Genomic DNA, 25,460 nt, shown 5'->3' with positions numbered 1-25,460 from the left:
TCCAAAGTTGTGTCTGCTCTCAAAAGCGCGGGGCCAGCACCAAGCCGGCCTTAATGTTTGAAGACGTGCTTATAAGCTGCTGCAAGTTTCAGGGGGTCATGGACGCCAGGTTGGTCGGCTTCCGCCACATCAGCCCACAGCACTTTCGCCCCAAGCTGGGCTGCTACATCTTCAAATGTTGCGCGGTCTCCTGCGGTGGCAGGATCTGCAATAACTGTATTAACCCTAATTTCTGGAACGTATTCACGCAAAACGAGCAGATGGTCTGCAGCACTCATGCCGCGGGTTTCTTTCCCATCCAACTCAAGGTTCATAACCAAACAAATCTGGGCTGTAGTGTTAAGAATTGCCTGACGCAGACCAGGTAGGAGCAGGTGCGGCAGCAAAGAAGTATAAAAAGAACCCGGCCCTAAAATTACCCAATCAGACTCATGGACCGCACGCACAGCGTCCGGGCAGGCCTCAGTATCATCGGGTAACAAACGAACCTTATCAACCCGCCCAGCCTTAGCAAGAGTCGCCTGCCCCTGGACCGTATCACGCAGGGTCATGCCCTGCTCATCGACGGTCACAATATCACCCTCAATAATCAGCGGGCGCGTGGACATAGGCAATACACGCCCCCGAGCATTCAAGAGGGCACCAGCCCAATCAAGCCCAGCAATAGGGTCATCTAAAAGCTCCCAGAGGGTAACAATCAGCAGGTTCCCCAGGGCATGATTCTCTAAAGGTGTGGGGTGCTCAGGGCTTCGCGAGGCAAAACGATGCTGCATCACATCACGCCAGGTACGCCCCCAGGTGGTGTCATCACACAAAGCTGATAGAGCCATCCGCAAATCACCAGGAGGCAGCACATCCAGCTCTTCACGCAGCCGCCCCGAAGAGCCGCCGTCATCAGCTACCGTCACCACAGCAGTAAGCGCTGAGGTAATAAGTTTAAGGGCAGAAAGCGAACCATACAGCCCATGGCCACCACCAAGAGCAGTAACCCTCATAGGCAGGTTATGCCCCTGAGCAGCCCCCGGAAGCAGGCCAGTCTCAGGGAAACGGCTCACACGGTTAGCCTCAGACATTACTCACGCCCCATGTCACGGTGATGCACAGAAATATTAACGTCCTGGAGACTACCAAGGCGGCGGGCAATCTCCTCACTGACAGCAACAGAACGGTGCTTACCACCAGTACAACCAATAGCAAAGGTCGCATACAGCTTACCCTCACGGCGATAACCGGCAATCACCGGCTGCAAAGCAGCAATGTAATTGCTCATGAACTCTTCCGTACCATCTTGGGATAAGACATAGTCACGCACCGGCGCATCCTGCCCCGTCTGAGCCCGAAGCTCAGGAACCCAGTGAGGGTTAGGGATGAAACGCATATCAGCCATGTAATGCACATCAGAAGGCGTACCGTACTTAAAGCCGAAACTCATAACAGTAATATTCACCATCCGCTCCTGACCAGGAGCATAGGTTTCACGAATCTTCTTAGCCAACTGGTGAATATTCATACCAGAGGTGTCAATAATGTAATCGGCCTCTTCTTGCAGGTCAGCAAAAATACGCCGCTCATCGGCAATGGCCTCTGCCACACGAGCCCCCTTCTGCAAAGGGTGCGGGCGACGCTGCGCCTCATAGCGGGCAATAATATCTTTATCGGCAGCATCCATAAAAAGCATGGAAAAATCAACGTCAGAGGCACGCAACTTATTAATAGCCTCAGGCAAATCAGCGAGCTGACGGCGGGCACGAATATCAATACCCACAGCAACCTTAGGAAGAGTACCCGGTGAATCTTTAACCAACTGGGCTAACGAACCGAGCATCTGAGGGGGAATATTATCCACCACATACCAGCCCTCATCTTCCAAAGTATTAGCTGCTGTGGACCGCCCGGCACCAGAAATACCGGTAATCACGAGAATCTGCGGCTTAATGGTCTGCTCGCTGGGGTTAGATGACATGGCTGGGGCCTCTCACTTCCACAAAATAATCGGTAGATATATCTAGCTTAGTGCACTTTTAGCGCCCTGCACCTGGTTCAGGGCCCGTAGTGAAACGGTCAAGAATTTTCTGGGCCATAGCCGGGCCAATGCCGGGAACAGCCTGAAGTTCTTCGGCACTGGCTTCAGATAACTGTTTGAGCGAACCAAAATGCTTGATAAGAGCTTCACGTTTAGCTGGCCCCAGCCCAGGCACAGTATCAAGGGCTGACTTGACCATCTCTTTACCGCGCTTAGAGCGGTGGAAAGTAATGGCAAAACGGTGGGCCTCATCGCGGATACGCTGAATCAGGTAGAGGGCGTTAGAGGTTCGAGGCAAAATGACAGGAAAATCATCGCCAGGTAACCAGAGCTCTTCCAAACGCTTAGCAATACCCACCACATAGATATCGCTAATGCCCAAATCTTCCAGAGCCCGGGTAGCAGCAGCAACCTGGGGCTGACCGCCATCCACCACCACCAGGTTAGGTGGGTAGGCGAACTTAGCTGGTTCCTTACTGTGCAGCTCTTGCTCGCTAATTTCTCCGGACGCCCGCACCCGGCGCCCTGGGGCCTCATCAGAAAGGTAGCGGCGGAAACGGCGGTAAATGACGTCATACATGCTAGCTGTATCGTCACGGGCAGCCTCCCCAGTGATAGAGAACTTACGGTAATCACTTTTCTTAGGTAGGCCGTCCTCAAACACCACCATAGAGGCAACCACGTTGGTGCCCTGAACATGAGAAATGTCGTAGCACTCTATGCGCATCAGCGCCTCGGGTAGCTCTAAGGTTTCTTGAAGCTCCACCAGGGAGGCAGAACGCGTAGTCAAATCCCCTGCCCGGCGAGTTTTATGCAAGGTCAAGGCCTGCTTCGCATTTTCGGCTACGGTTCCCATCAAAGCGACCCTATCACCGCGCTGAGGCACACTAATGCTAACCCTGGCCCCGCGCACCCCAGAGAGCCACTCTTCAAGCTTCTCATGGTTCTCAGGAAGCACCGGAACATTAATCTGGCTAGGTATCTCATTGAGAGTATGGTTGATCTCTTCTTCAGTAGACCCCGCAGCCAGGGCAGCAGCGGCCTCACCATAGACCTGCACCAGCAGATGATCCACCAGGGACTGGGGCGTAGAATCTTCGACCTTCTCAACGATCCAGCCGCGCTGACCGCGAATACGCCCGCCGCGCACATAGAAAACCTGCACTGCGGCCTCTAAATCATCTTCAACAAAACTAAAAAGATCAGCATTAACAGAATCAGGTAAGACCACAGCATTCCGTTCAAAGGCCTTCGTCAGGGCCTCAACATCATCGCGCAAACGAGCCGCCTTTTCAAAATCAAAGTCGGCTGCTGCCTCCTTCATCTGCCGGGTCAGCCCAGCAATGAACTTCTCAGCACCCCCAGCCATAAAGGAGCAAAGATCCTCAGCGATCTTCTGGTGATCCTCACGGCTCACCCGCCCCACACAGGGAGCCGAACATTTATCAATATAGCCCAGCAGGCAGGGCCGGTCAGAGGCCTGCGCCCGATTAAAAACACCGGTAGAGCAGGTGCGCACCGGAAAGACCCGCAGAAGAGCATCCAGCGTTTCGCGGATAGCCCAGGCCTGAGAATAGGGGCCAAAATAGCGCACCCCCTTCTTCTTCTCCCCACGCATGACCTGGGCGCGCGGGAAACGGTCCTTGAGCGTCACCGCAAGGTAGGGGTAGGACTTATCATCACGGAAGGCAATATTAAAGCGCGGCTTATACTCCTTGATCCAGGTGTATTCTAACTGCAGCGACTCCAGCTCACTACCCACAACCGTCCACTCCACCGAAGCGGCAGTATGCACCATAGCGTAGGTTTTAGGGCTCAAAGAATCTACGCGGGCAAAATAAGAGTTCAGGCGGTTGCGCAGGTTCTTGGCCTTACCCACGTAGATAATACGGCCCACCTCATCGCGGAAGCGATAGACCCCAGGGTTGGTAGGAATCTCGCCAGATGCCGGGCGGTAGGATGCAGGATCAGCCACGTATATCAGGTCCTTTGCGCTAGATAAAGTGCGGTAACAGCCCCCACCGGCACGGTGACACGGGGCTAGGCTCCCCCGTCACGCTCTGCTGACGGTGAGACGTTGTACTCGTTTTTGCGGGGCTGACCAGAAAGCTGGGCAATAGCGTCCATAATCTGGTCGGTGCTCTGGCGGCGCTGCTTACCGCTCATACGCTCCCCCAGCTTCTCAAAAGCCATCGGCTCACCCACCCGCACCGTAAAACGGTGAGGGTAGACCATATTAGAACCGGGCTTTTGAATCTTATCGGTACCAATCAAACCAATAGGCACCACGGTCGCCCCCGTCATATGCGCAAGCCAGGCCACTCCAATCTTCCCCTTATAAAGGTAGCCATCACGCGAACGAGTACCTTCAGGGTAAATACCGAAAACCTTGCCCTGATTCAGGTGCTCAAGGGCAGTCTCAAGAGCCTTCATCGACTCTTTTTTGTCAGTACGATTGACCGGAATAATATCAATAGCCTGGAAGAGGGCCTTCATAGCCCTCCCCTTAAGCCCCGGCGAATTGACGTATTCAGATTTTGCCAGGAAGGCAACCCGGCGAGGCATGAGAGCTGAAATGATGACCGAGTCCAGGAAGGCCAGGTGGTTAGAGGCAACAATGACGGGGCCTTCAGCGGGGAAGTTCTCAAGGCCGGTGACGCGGGCGCGAAAGACCGTACGAAGAAGAGCTTCGATAGTCTTTTGAGTTACCTTGTATTTGAGGGACATGAGAACTCCTTGGTGCACACTTCATGGGGGTTTACCTGAAAATGGTACCCCGGCCAGAAGATGCTTTTTGAATTTTAAGGGCTTTTTTGACCTATTTAGCATACCCCGGCGGGGTACCGGTGCCCTAGAGTATCTCAGCTAAGAAGCGCCCGGTATGAGACTCAGGTACGGTAGCCAACTGCTCAGGGGTGCCAGTAGCTAACACAGTGCCACCACCGTCACCGCCTTCTGGGCCCATGTCAATCAGCCAGTCAGCACTCTTAATAACATCAAGGTTGTGCTCAATGGTGATGACGGTATTACCCTTATCAACCAGCCCCTGGACAACACCCAAGAGCTTGCGGATATCCTCAAAATGCAGGCCGGTGGTAGGCTCATCGAGCACATAGATAGAACGGCCCTTGGACCGCTTCTGCAGTTCAGTTGCCAGCTTCACGCGCTGGGCCTCACCACCAGAGAGGGTAGTAGCTGACTGGCCTAGCCGCACATAGCCCAGGCCAACGTCCACCAGGGTGTCGAGGTAGCGCGAAATCTTGGTGAAGGCAGAAAAGAATTCGGCAGCTTCTGAAACTGGCATTTCCAGCACATCGGCAATGGTCTTACCCTTATAGTGCACTTCCAGGGTTTCGCGGTTATAGCGTTTACCCTTACACACCTCACAAGGCACATACACATCGGGCAAGAAGTTCATCTCAATTTTGAGGGTGCCATCACCAGAGCAGGCTTCGCAGCGTCCGCCCTTGACGTTGAAGGAGAAACGGCCAGGCTGGTAGCCGCGCATCTTCGCTTCGGTGGTTTCAGCAAAGAGCTTACGGATATGGTCGAAAACACCAGTGTAGGTAGCCGGGTTGGAGCGCGGGGTGCGACCAATGGGTGACTGGTCAACGTGAATAATTTTATCGAGCTGATCAAGGCCGGTGATGGTCTTATGCCGCCCCGGCACCTGCTTAGCCCCGTTGAGCTTATTTGCTAGAGCAGTGTAGAGAATGTCATTGACCAGGGTAGACTTACCCGACCCGGAGACACCGGTGACGGCGGTGAGCACACCCAGGGGGAACTCCACATCCACATTCTTCAAGTTATTTTCCCGGGCCCCAACCACCTTGATAGTGCGCTTAGGGTCAACCGGACGGCGGGTAGTAGGAACCTCGATGGCCCGACGCCCAGCCATGTAGTCACCGGTTACCGATTCCTTATTCTCAAGAAGCTCTGCGAAGGTGCCAGAGTGAACGATTTGGCCGCCGTGTTCACCTGCGCCGGGGCCAACGTCCACAATCCAGTCGGCTTCTTTCATGGTGTCTTCATCGTGCTCCACCACAATCAGGGTGTTGCCCATATCGCGCAGCTTGGTGAGAGTTTCAATCAGGCGGCGGTTATCACGCTGGTGCAGACCAATAGAGGGCTCATCAAGCACATAGAGCACGCCCACCAAACCGGAGCCAATCTGAGTAGCTAGGCGGATGCGCTGGGCCTCGCCACCTGAGAGAGTACCGGCCGAGCGGGCCAGGTTCAGGTAGTCCAGGCCAACATCTAACAAAAACTGCAGGCGAGCATCAATCTCTTTAAGCACCAGCTCAGCAATCTTTGCCTCACGCTCACTGAGAGTCAGCGAGCGCATGAAGGTGAGGGCCTCTCGCATGGGCATCTCGGTGACCTCGGCGATGGATTTGCCGCCAACGGTCACAGCCAGGATGGTGGGGTTGAGGCGGGCGCCCTGGCAGGAGGTGCAAGCTACCTTGCGCATGTACTGTTCGTAGCGGTCTTTAGACCAGTCTGATTCGGTTTCTTCGTACTTGCGTTTGATGTAGGCGCTGGCACCTTCAAAGCCGGATGTGTAGCGGCGTTCACGGCCGAACCGGTTTTTGTAGGCCACGGTGACCTTGTAGTCTTTGCCGTGCAGGATGGCTTTTTTGACTTTGGCGGGCAGGTTTTTGAAGGGGGTGGCTAGGTCAAAGTCTAGTTCTTCGGCTAGGCCTGCTAGGAGGCGGAGCCAGTATTCACTGGTGGCTTTGCCGGTGGCCCAGGGGGCGACAGCGCCTTCGGCCAGGGAGAGGTCAGGGTTGGGCACGATGAGGTCGGTGTCTACCTCTAGGGTGGATCCGATGCCGTCGCAGGCTGAGCAGGCGCCGAAGGGAGAGTTGAAGGAGAAGGCGCGGGGCTCTACCTCGGTAACGGCCAGGGGGTGGCCCTTGGGGCAGGCCAGGTTTTCGCTGAAGGAGCGGGTGCGGCCTGGGGTATTGGCGTCCTCATCTACGAAGTCGATGAGTACCTTGCCGTCAGCTAGGGAGAGGGCGGTTTCGATGGAGTCGGTCAGGCGCTGGTGGACGCTCTCTTTGATGGCGATGCGGTCAACGACAACGTCGATGGTGTGCTTGTACTGTTTTTCGAGTTTGGGTGGGTCGGTGAGTTGGATGACGTTGCCGTCTACGCGGGCGCGGGAGTAGCCGGCGGTGGAGAGCTCTTTGAAGAGGTCGACGAACTCGCCTTTACGGGCTGAGACGACGGGGGCCAGCACCTGCAGGCGGGTTTTCTCGGGGTAGCCCATGAGAATGTCAACGATTTGCTGGGGGGATTGCTTGGAGATTTCTTCGCCGCATTCGGGGCAGTGGGGGTGGCCTACTCGCGCCCAGAGTAGGCGCATGTAGTCGTAGATTTCGGTGATGGTGCCTACGGTGGAGCGGGGGTTCTTAGAGGTTGATTTTTGGTCGATGGAGACTGCCGGTGAGAGGCCTTCGATGAAGTCCACGTCGGGCTTATCGACCTGCCCTAGGAACATGCGGGCGTAGGAGGAGAGGGATTCGACGTAGCGGCGTTGGCCTTCGGCGAAGATGGTGTCGAAGGCCAGGGAGGATTTGCCGGATCCGGAGAGGCCGGTGAAGACGACCATGGCGTCGCGGGGGATGTCGAGGTTGATGTTTTTGAGGTTGTTTTCGCGGGCGCCCTGTACCCGGATGTGGGTGAGGTCGTTGCCGATGGGTTGGGTGGCTGAGCCTGCCATGAGTCACCTATCTCAGAGAATGTTTCGAAGATATATTCTATAGGTTTTGGGTGCCTAAGAAAAGTAGTACCCTTCCCTCTTGCTGCCATATTCTCTACCCCTGGGGGGTGAGAGTCACAGGTGGTAGAAAGTTAGAGTACAGGTCTAGAATGGAGCCATGAGTGACCTAGCTAATACCCTAATTTTTGAGTCTGACACCCTCACCGTTCGATCCATCGCCGTATCAGAGATGGAAAACAATGTTTACCTCCTCACCAATCGGGCAAGCGGGGAGCAGGTGCTTATTGACGCCGCCGACGATTTCCCTGCCATAGAAACCCTAGTTCAACAAGCTGCCACCACCGACTGCCCCGCATCAGGTAATCAGCCGGGGGCAAGCGTCCGCGCCCTGATCACCACCCACTCTCACTGGGACCATATTCGCGCCCTGCACCAGGTAATTGAGGCCTGGGGCCCAACCACCTACTGCGGCGCCCCCGATGCGCAGGCCATCGCTGAGCAAGAAGACGTAGAAGTTGAAGAACGCCTAGTTGGCGGCGAGCACCTGACCCTGGCAGGTATTGACCTAGAGGTCATTTCGCTGCGCGGGCACACTCCTGGCTCTATCGCCCTGGCCCTGCGAGCACCTACCAGCGGTGAGGACGCCGGTGAGCAGATTCTCCTTTTTACCGGGGATTCACTCTTCCCCGGCGGGCTGGGTAAAACAAACTCGCCCCAGGATTTTGAGCAGCTCTTTGCTGATGTGTCAGAGCGTATTTTTGACCGCTTTGACGATAGCACCCTGGTGCTCCCGGGCCATGGCGATTCCACTACTTTAGGCAAGGAGCGCCCCCAGCTGCCCGAATGGAAGGAACGGGGCTGGTAAACCACGACGAAAACCCTAGCTACGAATACACCCAGTAACTCTCCTCTCTAGCAACTGTCTTAGCGCACAGGACCTCAGTTCCCAGGTGCAAGTTCCAACCCAATAGAAAGATATGATATGACTACTTCCCCCACCCCCACAGGAGCCCATCAAGAGGCCCTCAAGGCTCTCAAAGATATTGTTGGCACTGAGCATGTGCTCACCTCAGAGCGGACTACCATGGCCTACAGTAAGGGCTACCGGTTCGGTGGCGGCCCCCTCTTAGCTGTGCTACGCCCCACCACCCTGGTGCAGATGTGGAAGGCCCTGCAGGTCTGTGTGGACCACAATTTCATGGTCATTCCCCAGGCCTCCAATACGGGTCTGACCGGTGGCTCTGGCCCAGGCTTCCAGGACTATGACCGGCCCATCGTCCTCATCTCCACCCACCTCATTAACCGGGTACACCTTATTAACAACGCCCAGGAGGCAATCTCCCTGGCAGGGGCCACCCTCACCCACCTGACCGAAGAGCTGGCCCCGCACGGCCGTGAACCCCACTCGGTCATCGGGTCAACCTCCATTGGTGCTTCGGTCATCGGTGGTATTGCCAATAACTCCGGTGGTAGCCAGATCCGTAAGGGTCCGGCCTTCACCCGCGAAGCTATCTACGCCCGCGTCAATGAACAGGGCAAGGTCGAGTTCATCAACCACCTAGGCATTACCCTGGGTGAAGACCCCGAGACCGCCCTCCAGCGTCTACAAGAGGGCGACTGGTCGGCGCAGGACGTCACCCCGGCCCCTGCTGACAGTAGCGAAACTGAGTATGCCGCCCACCTGCGAAAAATGGAGCCGACCCCCGCCCGCTACAACGCCAACCCCGAATACCTCTTTGAGGCGTCCGGCTCGGCAGGAAAAATCATGGTCTTTGCTGTGCGAACCCGCACCTTCCCGCTGGAGAAGAACCCGGCCATGTTCTACATTGGCACGCACAGCCCCCGTGAACTTGAAGAAATTCGCCGTATCTTCCTCCAAGCCGATATGCCCCTGCCCATCTCAGGTGAGTACATGGGCCGTAGCGCCTTCGATTTGGCAGAAAAGTACGGTAAAGACACCTTCGTCTTCCTCAAATACATGAGCTCTGCCCTACAAACCCGCATGTTTGCCTTCAAGACCTGGGCTAACGGGGTCTTCGGTAAGGTGCCAGGAATCGGGCCAACCTTTGCAGATACGGTCTCCCAGCGCATGTTTGACCTGGTACCCAGCCAACTTCCCCAACGGCTACGGGACTACCGTAACCGCTTCGAACATCACCTGCTACTCACCGTCAGCCAGGCCCAAAAAGCTCAGACCGAAACCATGCTCACAGACTTCTTCGCAACCCCAGAGCATGAGGGTGACTTCTTCATCTGCACGGCGGACGAGGCTAAAAGCGCCAACCTTCACCGTTTCGGGGCAGCCAGTGCAGCTACCCGCTATGCTGCCATGAAACGTAAAGAGCTCGGTGAGCTGATCCCCATCGATGTTGCCCTGCGGCGAGATGACTGGGATTGGCTTGAGACCCTACCGCCAGAAATTGCCGACCAGTTGGATGTCACCGCCTACTACGGACACTTCTTCTGCCACGTCATGCACCAAGACTATGTAGCGAAAAAGGGTGTTGACCCCCACAAGCTGCACGACGAGATTCAGGAGTTGTTGGAGGCCCGTGGTGCCAAACTACCTGCTGAACACAACTACGGGCGTCTCTACCACATGCCAGAGGCCATGGTGGAACACTTCAAGGAGCTGGACCCCACCAACACCTTCAACGCAGGTATTGGCGGTACCTCCCCCAAAAGGAACTGGGCTGAGTAAATTCTCCGCCTAGCGGCGGGGTAGCAGGTTCATCCTGACGGCTGATTTCTTAAGACAGGTGTGAGACTACACTGGTTTTTACAGACATATGAAAACCGTTCTCACCTGATTGGTTGGCGGGCCTGCCTCCGGTATAGGGCAGGCTCGCACAACCGGTCACAGAAAGAAGATAACCGTGACCACCGCGATCCCCCGATTAGCCTGCCGTCGTGCCACCTACCTGACCACAGCCGTCCTCACCATCAGTGCCCTGGCACTGGCAGGGTGCAGCCTCGACGCTCCCACAGCCCAGCAACCCTCAGAGCAGACCATAGCCCCAGCCGCTGACCCATCCCACGGGGCAACCTGGCAGCGGGAAAACTTTGAGAACTTCTACGATCAGAGCATCAGCTGGGGTGAATGCACAGCCGAGCACAGCGGCTTCTCACCCGAGAACGAAGAAATTTTGAAGGAAACAGGCTTTGACTACGCCAACTACGAGTGTGGAACCGTCACCGCCCCGCTGAACTGGGGCGACCCAGAAGACAACCGCACCGTCGAGCTGGCCGTCAGCCGTACTGTATCGACAGGCGGCCAGCAGGCTCCCCTCTTTACCAACCCCGGTGGGCCCGGAATCGGCGGAATTCAGCACGCAATGTCACTGGCCACCGAACCGTCCTTTGCCCCTGTACTGGAAAGTCACCAGCTCTGGGGGTTTGACCCCCGCGGTATAGGGGCCTCATCCCCCGTTATCTGCGAGTCTGAGTCTGAGGTAGCTGCTGTGCAGCTAGCCGAGTGCGCTGCCAGTTCGGAGGTTGCCAACTACATGGGCACCTCCCAGGTAGCCCGCGACATGGAACTTCTGCGTTCTTTGGCCGGAGGCGAGCGCCTGGATTATCTGGGCTACTCCTACGGCACTATGCTGGGGGCAACCTACGCTACTCTCTTCCCTGAGAAGGCAGGACGCATGGTGCTCGACTCTGCTGAAAACGCCCAGTGGGGAGCTCTCACCCACAGTTACGACCAGATGGTGGCCGTATCTAAAGCTGTTGGTGCCCTAGCAGACCGCTGCTCTGAGCTCGCCACCTCAGAGGGGGACGCGGTGACCTGCCCCTTCACCAGCGAGCGCCAGATGCTGGACTATCAAAAGTCTCTGACCGATAAGCCCCTGGTGGCCACTGACGGCACCGAGATTACCGGCTCTGCGCTACGGGACTACCTGATCAGCCAGCTCTACGGGCCGGACGTGATGCAGGGTGACGGACTGGATCTACTGGGTAAGGCTAAGGCTGGGGACAAAGAGTCCATTGATACTCTGGCTGAAATGATTGCGGCCAACAGCGCAGAGATTGATACAGCGGGTCAGCTGGTGGTCTGCCCTTCTAAGCCCAAGATCCCCGATGTAGAGGCCCTGCTCGCCCACATGAAGGAGGTTGGCGTACCCGAGTTTATCGGTGGCCCTGAGATTACCGATGAAGTGCTGGCTGAATTTACCGAGTTTGACTGCCCGGTTTTGCCCGCGACCGGCACCGATATTACGACCTCGTTTGACGCGTCCAAGGTATCAACCGACCTGCTGGTCATTGGTATTACCGGGGACCATGCCGCTCCCTACCAGCACGGCCAGGAGCTGGCCCGTCAGCTGGGTAAGGCTTCCTTCGTAACGCTTGAAGGAGCTGGGCACGGGGCGTCCTTCTCGGATCGCTCTACCTGCGTCGATAAGCTGGCAACCGCCTACCTAGTGGAGGGCACCGTGCCCAAGGACGGGACAGTGTGCCAGCCCGATGAATTGAGGGCTGAAGGTTTTGAACAAGAGTAAATAGAGCTCTTTAACAGAGGAAGGTACCAGCTAACTCGGTTATACCCACCTAGTTCGTGGGTATAACCGAGTTAGCTGGTACCTACCGCTTTAAGGCCGGTTTAGAAGAGGCCGACCATGGTGCCGTTCTCGTCAAAACCTATCCGCTCAGCAGCCGGGGACTTAGCCAGACCCGGCATGGTACGCATAGTGCCGCAGATAGCGTAAACGTAGCCAGCACCAGCAGCCAGGCGCACCTCACGCACAGGCAAGGTCCAGCCGGTGGGGGCCCCCTTCAAGGAAGCATCAGCGGAGATAGACAGGTGGGTCTTGGCGATAACAACCGGCAGGTTACCGTAGCCTAGCTCCTCGTAGCGGGCCAACTGCTTGGCAGCAACCGGGGCAACCTCAATACCATCTGCCCCATAAACCTTGGTGGCAACCTTCTCAATCTTGGTGGTCAGGCTGTCCTCATCCTCGTAGGTGTAGGTCAACTCGCTCACATCATCGCAAGCTGCGGCAACAGCGTCCGCAAGATCAGTAACACCCTTACCGCCTTCAGCTACGCCGCGGTGGATAGCCACACGCGCACCAGCCTGCTCAGCGATACGACGAATAGTCTCATGCTCTGACTCAAAATCGGTGGGGAAAGCGTTAATAGCAACCACCGGCTGCACACCAAAGGAACGCACAATCTCAATGTGCTTCAGCAGGTTAGCGGCACCAGCCTCAACATCGCCAGTGTTCTCAGCTAGCAGGCCCTCAGGCAGGGGCTTACCCGGCACAATCTTGTAGCGGCCTGAATGAGACTTAAGAGAGCGGACGGTGACGACCAGCACGGCGGCGTCCGGCTTCAGACCAGAGACACGGCACTTGACGTTAAAGAAGCGCTCCGCACCCATATCTGCACCGAAACCAGCCTCAGTAATCACGTAGTCGGCATGCTCTAGGCCAACATAGTCAGCTACCACCGATGAGTTACCGGTGGCGATGTTGCCAAAGGGCCCTGCGTGAATCAAGGCGGGGGTCTTCTCAAGGGTCTGGAGCAGGTTGGGGTTGATAGCGTCAGCCAGAATGACGGCCATGGCGCCATCTGCCTTAAGGTCAGCAGCGGTTACAGGGTCACCATCGACGTTCAGGCCGATAACAACCTTAGCTAGGCGCTCTTGCAGGTCAGCGAAGCTAGTGGCCAGAGAAAGGATGACCATGATTTCACTGGCAGAAGTAATGTCAAAGCCGGTTTCGCGCGGTACACCGTCCATGCGCTCGCCCAGGCCAATGACGACGTTACGCAGGGCGCGGTCGTTCATGTCGATGACACGGCGCCAGGTGATAGCGCGGGTGTCGATGCGCAGCTCGTTGCCGTGGTGCAGGTGGTTATCGATAATGGCAGCTAGGAGGTTGTGGGCTGCGGTGACAGCGTGGAAGTCGCCGGTCAGGTGCAGGTTGAGCTTCTCCATGGGAACGATCTGGGAGTAGCCGCCGCCTGCTGCGCCGCCCTTGATGCCGAAGGTGGGGCCCATTGAGGGCTGACGCAAGGTGAGCATGGCCTTGCGGCCAGTTGCTGCCATACCCTGAGCTAGAGAAACTGAGGTGGCGGTCTTACCCTCACCGAGGGGGGTGGGGGTGACGGCGGTGACCACAATGTATTTAGAGCCGCGGCCTAGGGCCTTTTCTGCGGTGGTTTCGTCGGTGAGCTGTACCTTAGCCACATACTTGCCGTAGGGTTCTAGGCGGTCTTGATTGATACCTGATGCTTCGGCAATCTCGCTAATTGGCTGCAGGGTTGCGGCCTGGGCGATTTCAAGATCAGAGGGGAAAGGCTTAGTGCTCATAGAAGCTTTCTTCTGTGGAACGAGTAAGTGACCCTTATATTCTAGTGGGTCAGCTGTGATAAGTGCCAGATGGAAAAATGGCTGACCTAGGCGCGGGCAAAAATCTCTTCCGGGGTGCCCTGGGCCACCAACTCACCGTCCTCTAGGAGAACAGCCCGGTCAGCTAAAGAGGCGATGCGGGCGTCATGAGAGATGATGATGACAGAGCGGCCCTGCATGAGGGCAGCTAGGGACTGGCGGGCGTCCGCCAGTTCAAGTTGAGTGGTGGATTCATCAAGAATTACCGCCTGGGGGTTTGCCAGCACAATACGAGCTAGAGCCAGTTGTTGAATGTGGTCGCGCGTCAGACTCGTGCCATCACCGCCGATCTGACTCTCTAACCCCTCAGGTAGGTCATCGACCCAGTTAGCACCTACCATGCGCAGGGCGGTCAGCATCTGTTCGGCGCTAGCTGTGGGGGCAGCAACGCTCATGTTATCTGCCAGGGTGCCCACAAAAACGTGGGCTTCTTGGGTGCAGATGAGCAGAGCGGGCCGTCCACTGGCATCCGCCTGGGTGGGGTAAAGCCCGTTACCCACCAGCTGGCTACCTACCAGCACGGTTCCACTATCTGCGGTCAGGGACCCTGCAATCAGGCGAGCCAGGGTAGTTTTACCCGAACCGGAGCGCCCCACCAGGGCAAGGCTCTCCCCCGCTGCCACCTGTAGGTTAATTCCTTTGATAACAGGGGCCTGGGGGTCGTAACCGTAAGTTACACCCTGTAGGTCAATCATCGGGACGGACGCACCCTGCTCAGGCAGGTGCGCCAGGGCACTTGTCTGCTTGCTGCCGCGGCGGGCCTGCTGCTGGGTGGAGAGGTCAATAACACCAAAGACTCGGCCCATGGTAACGGTCATCTCACGCAGGCGATCAAGCCAGAAGGTGAAAATATCTGAGTTAATACGCATGGTGAAGAGCATGATTGAGGCGGTAGCAACCTCACCCCAGCTCGCCCAGCCCCGCTCCACACAGTAAGCGCCCCACACCATAGCTAGAACCAGGGGCAGGAAAGAGATGAAAGCATCCACAGACCAGAAAATAGAGCGCACCACAACAATACGGTCACTTGCCCTAAAAACCTCCCAGATCCGCTCCTTCTGCACACGGGCTCGCGAGGATTCGATGCCCAGTTCTCGCACAGTACCTGCCCCCCGAATATTCTCGGTGGCTACCACGGTCAGACCGCTCACTGCCTCAGTTTTTTGCCGCGTGGCCAGAGCAATTTTGGGAAGAAAAATTGACAGAGCCAGCAACATCAAAACGAACATCGGCACAGTCACCAGACCAATCACCGGGTTGAGCATAAAAATTGTCACCGCAGTAATCACCATATAGACACTGATATGGGCAAACTCTGGCAGACCGGTAGCCAACACCTGGCGGATGCTATCAACATCATCAGTCAGGCGGGCCACAAGATCACCTGAGCCAGCGTCCTCAACAGTCTGGGCATCAAGGTGCAGGGAGGCCCCTACCAGGTCGATACCCAGATCTCGGTTCAGGCGCACCCCCATCTTCTGGCCTTGGAAGGTCCAGGCGCGGGTCAGTAAGGCGCTGGCTACCACAGCCACACCAATGACGGCCAGCTCCGCCCAGGGGTAGCTCTTCAACTGCCCAAGGGTAGCTCGGTCAATGACCCGCCCCACCATCACAGGGGTAAGCAGGGTCGCCACAGAGCAGACCACAAACAGGGCAATAAGCCAGGAAAACTGCCACGGTGTTCTGAGAATCGACCGGGCCAGTAGCCGCCAGGTTCTCTTACCGTCAGTAATCGGGAGGAGGTTAGCCACAGGTGCCACCTGCTTTCAGTCGTCGCTCAACTTCCATCGTGGTTGAAATCAGATATATGCGGCGGATGTGCGCTAGAGGGCCAGGTTGCCCCGTCTTGGCCTCTAACTGGTTAAGAATGAACTTCTGGCTAGGCTCATCCACCGAGTTCAAGGGTTCAGTTAGCACCAGTATGGACGCTGGCTGGGCCAGTGCCCGTGCCAGGGCCAGACGCTGCCGCTGGCCACCAGAGAGGTTGGTGCCTTCTGAGGCTAGGGTGCTGGCCAGGTAGTTGTCGGGGTCCCGGCTGCCGAGCCGGACGGCAATTTCTTCGGAGTCGGTGAGCTGGAGCAGGTCAATCATGCGCTCGCGGCTCAGCCCCTCGGTACCCATCTGCAGGTGCTCTGCCAGGGTTCCGGCAAAGATCATGGGGTTGGGTTCTGAGAGCAGGACGCGCTCGCCCCCAGTAGGCTCTTTGACCTCCTGGGCGTTGTTTGAGGGGCTGTATCTGAGTCGTAAGGCCTCTGTAAGGGCTTCTGCATAATCTTGGGCAGGCAACCCGGCTTCGCGCGGGTTGATGTAGTGAACCGGGGCGCTGGCCCGGGGAACCTCAACCAGCACCTGCCCTGCTACGGCGCTGGGAACTGGGGCGGGGGCGTCCTTACCTTCAAGCTGAGAGTTCCTCTCAACTTCAGCTGCAAGTTTATCAATGCGTTTGAGGGACACCCGTGCAGTACGCCAGGAAAAGAGCAGCATCTCCACCGACCAGATGGGGCCGCTGAGAGTATTAATCAGGCCAACAACGGTGACTAGCTGGCCAGCGGGGACTTCCGTAATCCAGGCGCCCTCAGGGGCAGCCCCGCGCAGGGCCAAGGCAATCACCACCCAGGTCACGGCCCCTACCAGGAAGTTACGCACCGCATACGACCAGGTTTGCACGCTCTCTAAACGAATCTGAGAGGTGTAGACGTCTTGGGCGGTAGCCCCGTAGCGGTCCATCATGCGCCGCTGGGCGCCCAAACCCAAAATGGTGCGAATCGATGAGGCAATATCAGAAGCCCGCGAGGTAGAAACGCCCACTTTCTCACGGAAAAGATCCGCGTGCTTTTCTAAGATCTTAGAAATCCAGGTGAGGGTCAGCATGGTCAGAATCAGACCCCCCAGAGCCACCACCGCAATGGCCGGGCTAATACGCCACAGCTGCCAGGTGCCCAGGGCGGTCACACCCACCGCAGAGAAAGCTAAAATCATGGGCTGCCACATAGAAGCCAATGATTTTGCGTCCTTGTTCAAAATAGCAATCAGGGCCCCGGTATCACGGTTAGGGCTAGCAGAAATCAGGTGGGAGATATAGAGCCGCCAGTCTCGCTCAATACGGGCTGTCACTCTAAAAGTGATGCCCCAGCCCACACACTCCACAATCGACAGGTATATCACCGCACCCACCAACAGCCAAACCAGCCGCCAGGCAGATGCCTCATCACCAGAAGTATGCAGGTCAATAATGGTGCCCACCAGAACCGGCAGAAAAACAAGGGCCAGAGAGGTGAGAATATCGAGCAGGAAGGGCAGAAAAAAGAGAGGACGCCAGCGGAAGCCCGGCGGGACAATACGGAACTTAACTTTTTCTTCTTTAACTGTGCTATGACTGCTATCTACCACTCTTACCCTCTACTTCTTCCCACCACAATAAAAATCGCATCTCATTGTTTTCTATCACATTTATTGCACCTGTGGGAACTGAACTAGACTAGAAGAACCATGAAGATTCTTCCCTTTCTCTCCCCTTCCCTAGCCGATAACAGCAAACCCTATTTCCGTGGCGACTTTGCCTCTAACCCACTCACAGGCGATGAAGCCTACGAAGCCTTTTTAGCCTGGATTGAAGCCCGGGGAATGGAACTCTACCCCGCCCAAGATGAAGCAGTACTTGAGCTAGCGGCCGGTCACAACGTCATTCTGGCTACCCCCACCGGGTCGGGTAAATCCACGGTGGCCGTTGCCGCCCACTTCATGGGGTTAGCATCTGGCCAACGCTCCTACTACACCGCCCCCATTAAGGCCTTAGTGTCAGAGAAATTCTTTGATCTGTGCGAGATCTTTGGAGCCGAGAACGTGGGGATGGTGACCGGCGATTCTTCTATTAACGCGGACGCCCCTCTTATCTGCTGCACCGCAGAGATTCTTGCCAACATCGTGCTACGCGAGGGTGAAGGCGCTGACCTCACCCAGGTCATTATGGACGAGTTCCATTTCTACTCAGACCCCCAGCGCGGCTGGGCCTGGCAGGCCCCCCTACTTGATTTACCTCAGGCCCAGTTCCTGCTCATGAGTGCAACCCTGGGCGACACCAGTCGTTTTGAACGCGAGCTGACCGAGCTCACCGGCCGCCCAACCTCCCTGGTCACCAGCGAAACCCGCCCTATTCCGCTCAACTACGCCTACTCCCGTGAGCCCCTAGTGGAGAAGGTAGATGAGCTGGTGAGCACCCACCAGGCTCCGGTCTACATTGTGCATTTCTCCCAGCTACAGGCCATTGATACGGCAGCCTCCCTCATGAGCCTGGCTATTGCCACCAAGGAAGATAAGGAGCGTATCAACGAGCTGACCGCAGGCTTCCGCTACTCGGCAGGCTTCGGCAAGCAGCTACAGAAATATATTAAAAACGGTATTGGTATTCACCATGCCGGTATGCTCCCCAAGTACCGCCGCCTGGTAGAACAGCTGGCCCAGGCTGGCCTGCTCAAAGTAATCTGCGGAACAGACACCCTGGGTGTAGGTATCAACGTGCCGATTCGTACTGTGCTCATTACTGCCCTCTCAAAGTTTGATGGGCAGCGCACCCGCCGTCTAAAATCTCGTGAGTTCCACCAGATCGCAGGACGCGCAGGCCGAGCCGGGTTCGATACGGCCGGTTACGTGGTGGTTCAGGCCCCCGAACACGAAATTGAGAACGACCGGCTTGAGGCCAAGGCCCGGGAGAAGTTCCAGGGGGATGAGAAGAAAATAGCCCAGTCGCTACGCGGCAAAAAGAAGAAGCCCCCTCAGGGTTTTGTGGCCTGGAGCGAGAAGACCTTTGAGCAGATTATTGCCGCAGAACCTGAGCCACTGACTTCTTCCTTCCAGCTGACTCACTCCATGATGCTCAATATGCTCCAGCGCGAGGCTGACCCCTTTGAGACCGTCATGCTCTTTTTGACCGCTAACCATGAGCCACCCATCAAGCAGCGGGCTCTCAAGCGCAAGGCCATTGGTATCTACCGGGAGCTGTTGAACGGGGGCGTGGTGGAGCGCCTGCCGGAGCCTGACGAGTTTGGCCGTACCGTGCGCCTAACCGTCTCGCTGCAGGAGAACTTCGCCCTGAACCAGCCGCTCTCCCCCTTCGCCCTGGCGTCCTTATCTCTTCTGAATCAGGAGTCAGAGTCCTACGCTCTCGATGCGGTATCGGTGATTGAGTCCACCCTAGACAAGCCCCGCCAGGTGCTCATTGGCCAAGAGAAGAAGGCCAAGAGTGAGGCCCTGGCCGAGATGAAGGCTGAGGGCATGGATTACAACGAGCGCATGGCTGAGCTCGATAAGATCACCTACCCCCAGCCCCTAGCTGACCTGCTAGAGGCGGCCTTTGAAACCTACTCAGCGGGCGCCCCTTTTATGAAGGAGTTTGAGGTTGAGCCTAAGAGCGTGGTACGCGATATGTACGAGCGGGCCATGGGCTTTGGCGACTACATCCAGTTCTACGGGCTGGAGCGCTCCGAGGGAATTCTGCTGCGCTACCTGTCGGATGCCTATAAGGCCCTGCGCCAGACCGTGCCCCTATCTGCTCTGACCGATGAGCTCATCGACGTGATCGAGTGGCTGGGTGAGGTTATCCGTCAAACCGACTCCTCCCTGGTGGACGAGTGGGAGCGCATGGCCGCCGGTGAGGAGGGCACCCCGGTACAAGATTCTTTGGAGGAACTTGTTGCCGAGTCTGCCCCCAAGGTCACTGATAATGCACGCGCCTTTAAAGTCATGGTGCGTAATGCCCTCTTCCGCCGCGTGGAGCTCTTTGCGGACGAACGCGACCGGCTACTGGGCGAACTTGACGGTGAGCGCTCAGGTTGGGATGCCGATCGTTGGGCTGAGGCCATGGATGATTACTTTGATGAGTACGAGGATATTTATACGGACGCCGAGGCCCGCTCCCCACGCCTGATTGAGATTGATGATGACACCGCTGAGCACCCCGGTTTCTGGAAGGTACGCCAAATCTTTGCCGACCCTGACGACAACCACGACTTCGGTATTACCGCCAAGATCGATCTGGACGCATCCAATGAGGAAGGCGCGCCTGTGGTGCTGATTGAGAGCGTAGGAGCTTTCTAGCCCCTCTATATAAGGGACCAGATTCCTCCCGAAATCCTTCTGGGCAAGACATACTATCGGTAGTTTTCTGGTCCCTACTCCCCCTGCATGTAAAGGAGCCCCATGCCTACTCACCCTCGCTTGCCCCAGCCGTCCCACCGTGTCGGTGCCACCCACACCATCGACTCCCTCAAACTGATAGACCACTGGTTCACTGTGCCCCTGACCCACGGACTCATCTACGGTAAGGGTGAGGCTGCTGCCCTAGAGTCCCGTTTTGCTGACCAGAGCATCACTGTTTTTGCCCGCGAGGTCATTAACACTTCTCACATGCTCACCACCTCAGTCGATGAGCGCCCCTACATGGTCTACCTGCAAGGTGGGCCCGGCGGTAAAAGCCCCCGCCCCGTCGCCCAAGGAGGCTGGGTGAGTGAGCTGACCAAGACTCACCGTCTGGTTCTTCTTGATCAGCGCGGCACCGGTAATTCCACCCCGCTTTCTGCCCGCGTCATCACCGCCCAGGGCTCCCCCGATGTGCAGGCTGAGTTCTGCGAGCTTTTCCGGGCGGACTCTATCATTGCCGATGCCGAGGTTATCCGGGAGTTTCTGTTAGCTGACCGCCAGGACAAGCGCTGGTCGACCATGGGCCAGAGTTTCGGAGGCTTCCTCACCCTCTCCTATCTCTCCTTTGCACCTCAGTCCATCAAGGACGCCCGTATGACGGCAGGCCTTGCCCCCATCCGCTCCCATGTGGACGATGTCTACCGCTCCACCCTGGACCGGATGAAAGAACGCACCGAGGAATACTACGACTGGTACCCCGAAGATAAAGAGCTGGCCGTGCGCATCAGTAAGCACCTAGCCCAGGCTGAAGAGCACCTGCCTACTGGCGAGCGCCTGACCCCGCACCGCTTTCAGATGCTAGGTAATATTTTGGGTGGTAACGGCCGGGCCAGGGGCCTGCACTACCTGCTGGAGTCGGCTTTTGCTGAGTCGGAGATGTGGCTTTCGGGCCAGTTCCTGGCAGCGGTAGGGGCCCAGGTGAGTTTCCAGGCCAGCCCTCTCTACGGTTTGCTCCACGAGACAATTTATGCGGACGGCCCCGCCCAGGAGTTGGGGAGCACCTCGCCTTCTGCCTCACCGACCAACTGGTCTGCGGCCCGCATGTACGCCGAGCGCCCAGAGTTTGCGGAGGATGCTTCTCCCCTGCTGCTGACCGGCGAGCACATCTTCCCCTGGTACTACGAGGAGGACCCGGCTTTGCGTCCGCTGGCTGAGGTGGCCCACCTGTTGGCTGAGAAGAAGGACTGGGGGTGTCTTTACGACCATGATCAGCTGGCCCGCAATGAGGTGCCTCTGGCGGCTGCTGCCTATGAGCCTGATGTGTATGTTGATTATGCTCATTCGATGAAGACTGCCGGGTTTGTGGGTACTACCCGGGTGTGGTCCTCCCAGGCTCACCACCACGATGGTCTGGGTACGGATGGGCCTCTGATCTTGGGCCATCTGAAGGATCTGCTGGCTGATATGCGTTAGCCCCATGGCCTAGCAGTGTTAAGAGGACGGCGCCCTCGCCCCAGTATCTGGGGTGAGGGCGCCGGTTCTTTGAGCTAGTTGCTTTACCGTCTAACTTTAGATGGTGCGTTCAGCGTGAGCGGTGCGGGCACGGCGTACCAGGTCCTGGTAGTCGTTCTCTGACTCAATCAGATCGTCACGGTACTTTTGCGGGATTTCGTGGGATTTAGCTACCTCGGCGTCGAGCTTGCGCTGGATCTCGGCGCGTTGAGCCTCAGAAGCATCGGCGGGCAGGTTCAGGTACTCTTCAGAGAGGTTCTGCACCTTCTGGATAGTGGCCAGGGCCTTACCCTTGGGTGAAAGCAGTGAGGCAAGGATGGTAATCACCAGAACACCCACGATGACAGCAAGTGATAGTTCAATGCCGACTTCCATGACGTTTACCGGCTGGCCGTCGTTGATGAAGGGCAGGGTGTTCTCGTGCAGGGCGTGCAGCAGTAGCTTCACACCGATGAAGGCCAGGATGATGGACAGGCCCCAGGAGAGGTAGATGAGGCGGTCAAGTAGACCGTCGATGAGGAAGTAGAGCTGGCGCAGACCCATCAGGGAGAAGGCGGTGGCGGTGAAGACGATGTAGGCTTCCTGGGTTAGACCGAAGATTGCGGGAATGGAGTCCAGGGCGAAGAGGATGTCGGTACCACCGATAGCTACCATAACTAGCAGCATGGGGGTCATGACCTTCTTGCCGTTTTCTACGGTGAAGAGCTTATCGCCGTCGTAGTAGTCAACGGTGTGGAACATTTTCTTAGCTGCACGGACTACGATGTTGTTGGCTTCGTCTTCTTCTTTATCGGTGATTTCGCCCTTGATGAGGTTACCGGCGGTGTAGATGAGGATCAGACCAAAGGCGTAGAAGACCCAGCTCCAGCGCTCAATAGCGGCAGCACCGATCAGGATGAAAACGGTGCGGGCAATCATGGCGAAGACGATACCGAAGAGTAGCACCTTTTGCTGGTCGGCGCGGGGCACGCGGAAGGAGGCCATGATGATGAGGAAGACGAAGAGGTTATCAACGCTCAGGGCTTTTTCGGTGATGTAGCCACCGTAGTATTCTGCGGCGAATTGGGGGCCGTCCCACCAGAGGATGACGAGGCCGAAGAGGAGGGCGATACCGACGTAGAGGGCAGACCAGATGGCTGCCTCTTTGATGGTGGGTTCGTGTGCTTTGCGCACGTGGAAGAAGAAGTCGTAAGCGAGTAGTGCCAGGATGAACGCAATCGTTACACCCCACTGCAACCCAGTGATATGCATTGGGAGCCTTTCTTGTGGTTGGGTTTGCCAAAAATCCACAAGTCTCTCCCACCACCGCTGTGGGTGGTTTCCTGCCCCGGTTGGGCGCCTTTGATCAACGTGCTGACGACACAGGAATTAGTGGGATACTCCCTTGCTCAATCTAAAACTATAACCCATGGCAACACCGCTACACCAGCGCCCAGAAGCTGCACCCCTGCCAGCGGGGGCTCTTCTTTAGGCGTGCCCGGCTTCTTGCATGGCGCGTAGCTCCTTTTTGAGATCGGCAATTTCATCGCGCAGACGCCCTGCCAGTTCGAATTTGAGTTCTTCTGCAGCTTGCATCATCTGGGCGTGCATCTCTTCAATGAGCCCCAGCAGGTCTTCGGCAGGGGCTGCTGCCAGGCCGTCTTTACGTACCTTAGCTTCAGCTTTCTTGAAGAGTTCTTCAGCTTCGGGGCTGGTTGAGGCGTATTTGCTGCCTTTCTTGGTGGGGGCCAGTTTGCCTGAGGCTCCCTTGCGGGTGGCAAGGAGTTCTGCGGTGTCTTCTGATTCACGGGCTAGGACGTCGGTGATATCGGCTATCTTTTTGCGCAGGGGTTGTGGGTCGATGCCGTGCTCACGGTTGTAGGCTTGTTGAATGTCGCGGCGACGGTTGGTTTCGTCGATAGCGGTGCGCATGGAGTCAGTAATTTTATCGGCATACATGTGCACCTGCCCGCCCACGTTACGGGCTGCACGGCCGATGGTCTGAATCAGGGAGGTGGTTGAGCGTAGGAAGCCCTGCTTATCAGCGTCCAAGATGGCAACGAAGGACACTTCGGGGAGGTCCAGGCCCTCACGCAGCAGGTTAATGCCCACTAGCACATCGAAAACGCCCTGGCGCAGTTCGCTCAGTAGCTCAACACGGCGTAGGGTATCAACATCGGAGTGCAGGTACTGCACCTTAACCCCGTGTTCTAAGAGGTAGTCGGTCAGATCCTCAGCCATGCGCTTAGTCAGGGTGGTCACTAGCACACGCTCGTCGCGCTCTACGCGCAGGCGGATCTCTTCTAACAAATCGTCGATCTGCCCCTGGGTCGGTTTGACCACAATTTCAGGGTCCACTAGGCCGGTGGGTCGAATAATCTGTTCCACTACCCCATCGGCTTGGGCCAGCTCATATTTGCCGGGGGTCGCTGAGAGGTAGACGGTCTGCCCGATACGGTCTAAGAATTCTTCCCATTTGAGCGGGCGGTTGTCCATGGCTGAGGGCAGGCGGAAACCGTGCTCGACCAGGGTGCGTTTGCGGCTCATATCGCCCTCAAACATGGCACCAATCTGGGGGATGGTTACGTGGGACTCATCAACGATGAGCAAGAAGTCATCGGGGAAGTAGTCCAAGAGGCAGTGGGGGGCGGTGCCGCGAGCGCGCCCGTCAATGTGGCTTGAGTAGTTTTCGATGCCGTTGCAGAATCCCATTTGTTCCATCATTTCTAGGTCGTATTGGGTGCGCATGCGTAGGCGTTGGGCTTCGACCAGTTTGTTCTGGGATTCGAGTTCTTGGAGGCGGTCGCGTAGTTCGTCTTCGATGGAGGCGATGGCTCGGGCCATGCGTTCTGCACCGGCTACGTAGTGGGAGGCGGGGAAGACGTACATTTCGGTTTCTTCGCGGATGACTTCGCCGGTGAGGGGGTGCAGGGTGTAGATCGCTTCAATTTCGTCGCCGAAGAATTCGATGCGGATGGCGTTTTCTTCGTACATGGGGATGATTTCGACGGTGTCGCCGCGCACGCGGAAGGTGCCGCGGTGGAAGTCTAGGTCGTTGCGGGCGTATTGCATGGCAACGAAGCGTCGCAGTAGTTCGTCGCGGTCAATTTCTTGGCCTTGGCGTAGGGTGACCATCTGGGCGACGTATTCTTCGGGGGTTCCTAAGCCGTAGATGCAGGAGACGGTGGCGACCACAACGACGTCGCGGCGGGTGAGTAGGGAGTTGGTGGCCGAGTGGCGTAGGCGTTCGACTTCTTCGTTGATGGAGGAGTCTTTTTCGATGAAGGTGTCGGTTTGCGGTACGTAGGCTTCTGGCTGGTAGTAGTCGTAGTAGGAGACGAAGTATTCGACGGCGTTGTTGGGTAGTAGTTCGCGCAGTTCGTTGGCTAGCTGGGCGGCCAGGGTCTTATTTTGTACCATGACCAGGGTGGGCCGTTGTACTGCTTCGATGAGCCAAGCGGAGGTTGCGGATTTGCCGGTGCCGGTGGCGCCCATGAGCACGATGTCTTTTTCACCGTTGCGGACGCGTTCGGTCAGCTCTGCGATTGCTTTGGGCTGGTCGCCGGCTGGCTGGTATTCAGAGATCACTGTGAAGGGTGCGACGACGCGGTTTATTTCTTGGGCAAGGCTCATGCCCTCTACCCTACCGAAAAACCCCCGACAAAACTAGAACACATGTACTAGTTTCATCGGGG

General features: G+C 57.0%; 15 protein-coding genes. 5 read left to right on the top strand and 10 right to left on the bottom strand.

What is annotated here, in order from left to right:
- Positions 1-50: 50 nt before the first annotated feature.
- From ACED87_RS06960 to uvrA, 5 genes are all read right to left on the bottom strand, one after another.
- Positions 51-995: a gluconeogenesis factor YvcK family protein gene (locus tag ACED87_RS06960; RefSeq protein ID WP_449083678.1), complete on the bottom strand. Its 945-nt coding sequence runs from the start codon at positions 993-995 to the stop codon at positions 51-53.
- A gap of 77 nt (positions 996-1,072) precedes the next feature.
- Positions 1,073-1,963 carry an RNase adapter RapZ gene (gene rapZ / locus ACED87_RS06955; RefSeq protein ID WP_449083605.1) on the bottom strand — a complete coding sequence of 297 codons (891 nt, stop codon included), beginning with the start codon at positions 1,961-1,963 and terminating at the stop codon, positions 1,073-1,075.
- Between the two features lie 58 nt (positions 1,964-2,021).
- Positions 2,022-3,998 carry an excinuclease ABC subunit UvrC gene (gene uvrC / locus ACED87_RS06950; RefSeq protein WP_449083607.1) on the bottom strand — a complete coding sequence of 659 codons (1,977 nt, stop codon included), beginning with the start codon at positions 3,996-3,998 and terminating at the stop codon, positions 2,022-2,024.
- 65 nt (positions 3,999-4,063) lie between these two features.
- Entirely contained in the window at positions 4,064-4,750 is a 687-nt protein-coding gene (locus ACED87_RS06945) for a lysophospholipid acyltransferase family protein (protein ID WP_449083609.1), read from the bottom strand.
- A gap of 124 nt (positions 4,751-4,874) precedes the next feature.
- Positions 4,875-7,748, bottom strand: a complete 2,874-nt coding sequence (uvrA, locus tag ACED87_RS06940; RefSeq protein WP_449083611.1) for an excinuclease ABC subunit UvrA — start codon at positions 7,746-7,748, stop codon at positions 4,875-4,877.
- Between the two features lie 157 nt (positions 7,749-7,905).
- Between uvrA and ACED87_RS06935 the strand changes: the two genes are divergently transcribed.
- The 3 genes from ACED87_RS06935 (at position 7,906) to ACED87_RS06925 (ending at position 12,247) form a co-directional block, all read left to right on the top strand.
- Positions 7,906-8,613, top strand: a complete 708-nt coding sequence (locus ACED87_RS06935) for an MBL fold metallo-hydrolase (RefSeq protein WP_449083613.1) — start codon at positions 7,906-7,908, stop codon at positions 8,611-8,613.
- A 117-nt stretch (positions 8,614-8,730) separates the two neighbouring features.
- Entirely contained in the window at positions 8,731-10,449 is a 1,719-nt protein-coding gene (gene dld, locus ACED87_RS06930) for a D-lactate dehydrogenase (protein ID WP_449083615.1), read from the top strand.
- A 175-nt stretch (positions 10,450-10,624) separates the two neighbouring features.
- Positions 10,625-12,247, top strand: a complete 1,623-nt coding sequence (locus ACED87_RS06925; protein ID WP_449089773.1) for an alpha/beta fold hydrolase — start codon at positions 10,625-10,627, stop codon at positions 12,245-12,247.
- Between the two features lie 101 nt (positions 12,248-12,348).
- Here ACED87_RS06925 and ACED87_RS06920 read toward each other — a convergent pair whose 3' ends face one another.
- The 3 genes from ACED87_RS06920 to ACED87_RS06910 form a co-directional block, all read right to left on the bottom strand.
- Positions 12,349-14,061, bottom strand: a complete 1,713-nt coding sequence (locus tag ACED87_RS06920) for a formate--tetrahydrofolate ligase (RefSeq protein ID WP_449083619.1) — start codon at positions 14,059-14,061, stop codon at positions 12,349-12,351.
- Between the two features lie 86 nt (positions 14,062-14,147).
- A complete protein-coding gene (locus tag ACED87_RS06915; protein ID WP_449083621.1) occupies positions 14,148-15,890 on the bottom strand; it encodes an ABC transporter ATP-binding protein in 1,743 nt (580 codons plus the stop codon).
- Positions 15,883-17,529 carry an ABC transporter transmembrane domain-containing protein gene (locus ACED87_RS06910; RefSeq protein WP_449083623.1) on the bottom strand — a complete coding sequence of 549 codons (1,647 nt, stop codon included), beginning with the start codon at positions 17,527-17,529 and terminating at the stop codon, positions 15,883-15,885. Before ACED87_RS06910 ends, ACED87_RS06915 begins: the two co-directional genes overlap by 8 nt.
- Positions 17,530-17,628: 99 nt before the next feature.
- On the opposite strand from ACED87_RS06910, the gene ACED87_RS06905 reads away from it, so the two are divergent.
- On the top strand, positions 17,629-20,232 hold the full coding sequence (locus ACED87_RS06905) for a DEAD/DEAH box helicase (RefSeq protein ID WP_449083625.1): 2,604 nt from the start codon (positions 17,629-17,631) through the stop codon (positions 20,230-20,232).
- A gap of 102 nt (positions 20,233-20,334) precedes the next feature.
- Positions 20,335-21,747, top strand: a complete 1,413-nt coding sequence (locus ACED87_RS06900; RefSeq protein ID WP_449083627.1) for an alpha/beta fold hydrolase — start codon at positions 20,335-20,337, stop codon at positions 21,745-21,747.
- 96 nt (positions 21,748-21,843) lie between these two features.
- Here the strand turns inward: ACED87_RS06900 and ACED87_RS06895 are convergent, their stop codons facing one another.
- Both ACED87_RS06895 and uvrB read right to left on the bottom strand, forming a co-directional pair.
- Entirely contained in the window at positions 21,844-23,037 is a 1,194-nt protein-coding gene (locus tag ACED87_RS06895) for a TerC family protein (RefSeq protein ID WP_449083628.1), read from the bottom strand.
- A gap of 216 nt (positions 23,038-23,253) precedes the next feature.
- Positions 23,254-25,398 (bottom strand): excinuclease ABC subunit UvrB, encoded by a 2,145-nt coding sequence (gene uvrB / locus ACED87_RS06890; protein WP_449089772.1) that lies wholly within the window; start codon positions 25,396-25,398, stop codon positions 23,254-23,256.
- Positions 25,399-25,460 lie beyond the last annotated feature (62 nt).

Source organism: Rothia sp. 32237D007AR, from assembly GCF_053544675.1.
Note: the sequence above shows the minus strand (reverse complement) of the source record. Positions and strands in the feature narration are given on the sequence as shown.

What these genes read in the sequence shown, in the direction of transcription:
- ACED87_RS06960 (WP_449083678.1), bottom strand. Translation starts at nt 995, where the DNA reads ATGAGGGTTACTGCTCTTGGTGGTGGCCATGGGCTGTATGGTTCGCTT.
- rapZ (WP_449083605.1), bottom strand. Translation starts at nt 1,963, where the DNA reads ATGTCATCTAACCCCAGCGAGCAGACCATTAAGCCGCAGATTCTCGTG.
- ACED87_RS06945 (WP_449083609.1), bottom strand. Translation starts at nt 4,750, where the DNA reads ATGTCCCTCAAATACAAGGTAACTCAAAAGACTATCGAAGCTCTTCTT.
- uvrA (WP_449083611.1), bottom strand. Translation starts at nt 7,748, where the DNA reads ATGGCAGGCTCAGCCACCCAACCCATCGGCAACGACCTCACCCACATC.
- ACED87_RS06935 (WP_449083613.1), top strand. Translation starts at nt 7,906, where the DNA reads ATGAGTGACCTAGCTAATACCCTAATTTTTGAGTCTGACACCCTCACC.
- dld (WP_449083615.1), top strand. Translation starts at nt 8,731, where the DNA reads ATGACTACTTCCCCCACCCCCACAGGAGCCCATCAAGAGGCCCTCAAG.
- ACED87_RS06920 (WP_449083619.1), bottom strand. Translation starts at nt 14,061, where the DNA reads ATGAGCACTAAGCCTTTCCCCTCTGATCTTGAAATCGCCCAGGCCGCA.
- ACED87_RS06905 (WP_449083625.1), top strand. Translation starts at nt 17,629, where the DNA reads ATGAAGATTCTTCCCTTTCTCTCCCCTTCCCTAGCCGATAACAGCAAA.
- ACED87_RS06900 (WP_449083627.1), top strand. Translation starts at nt 20,335, where the DNA reads ATGCCTACTCACCCTCGCTTGCCCCAGCCGTCCCACCGTGTCGGTGCC.
- ACED87_RS06895 (WP_449083628.1), bottom strand. Translation starts at nt 23,037, where the DNA reads ATGCATATCACTGGGTTGCAGTGGGGTGTAACGATTGCGTTCATCCTG.
- uvrB (WP_449089772.1), bottom strand. Translation starts at nt 25,398, where the DNA reads ATGAGCCTTGCCCAAGAAATAAACCGCGTCGTCGCACCCTTCACAGTG.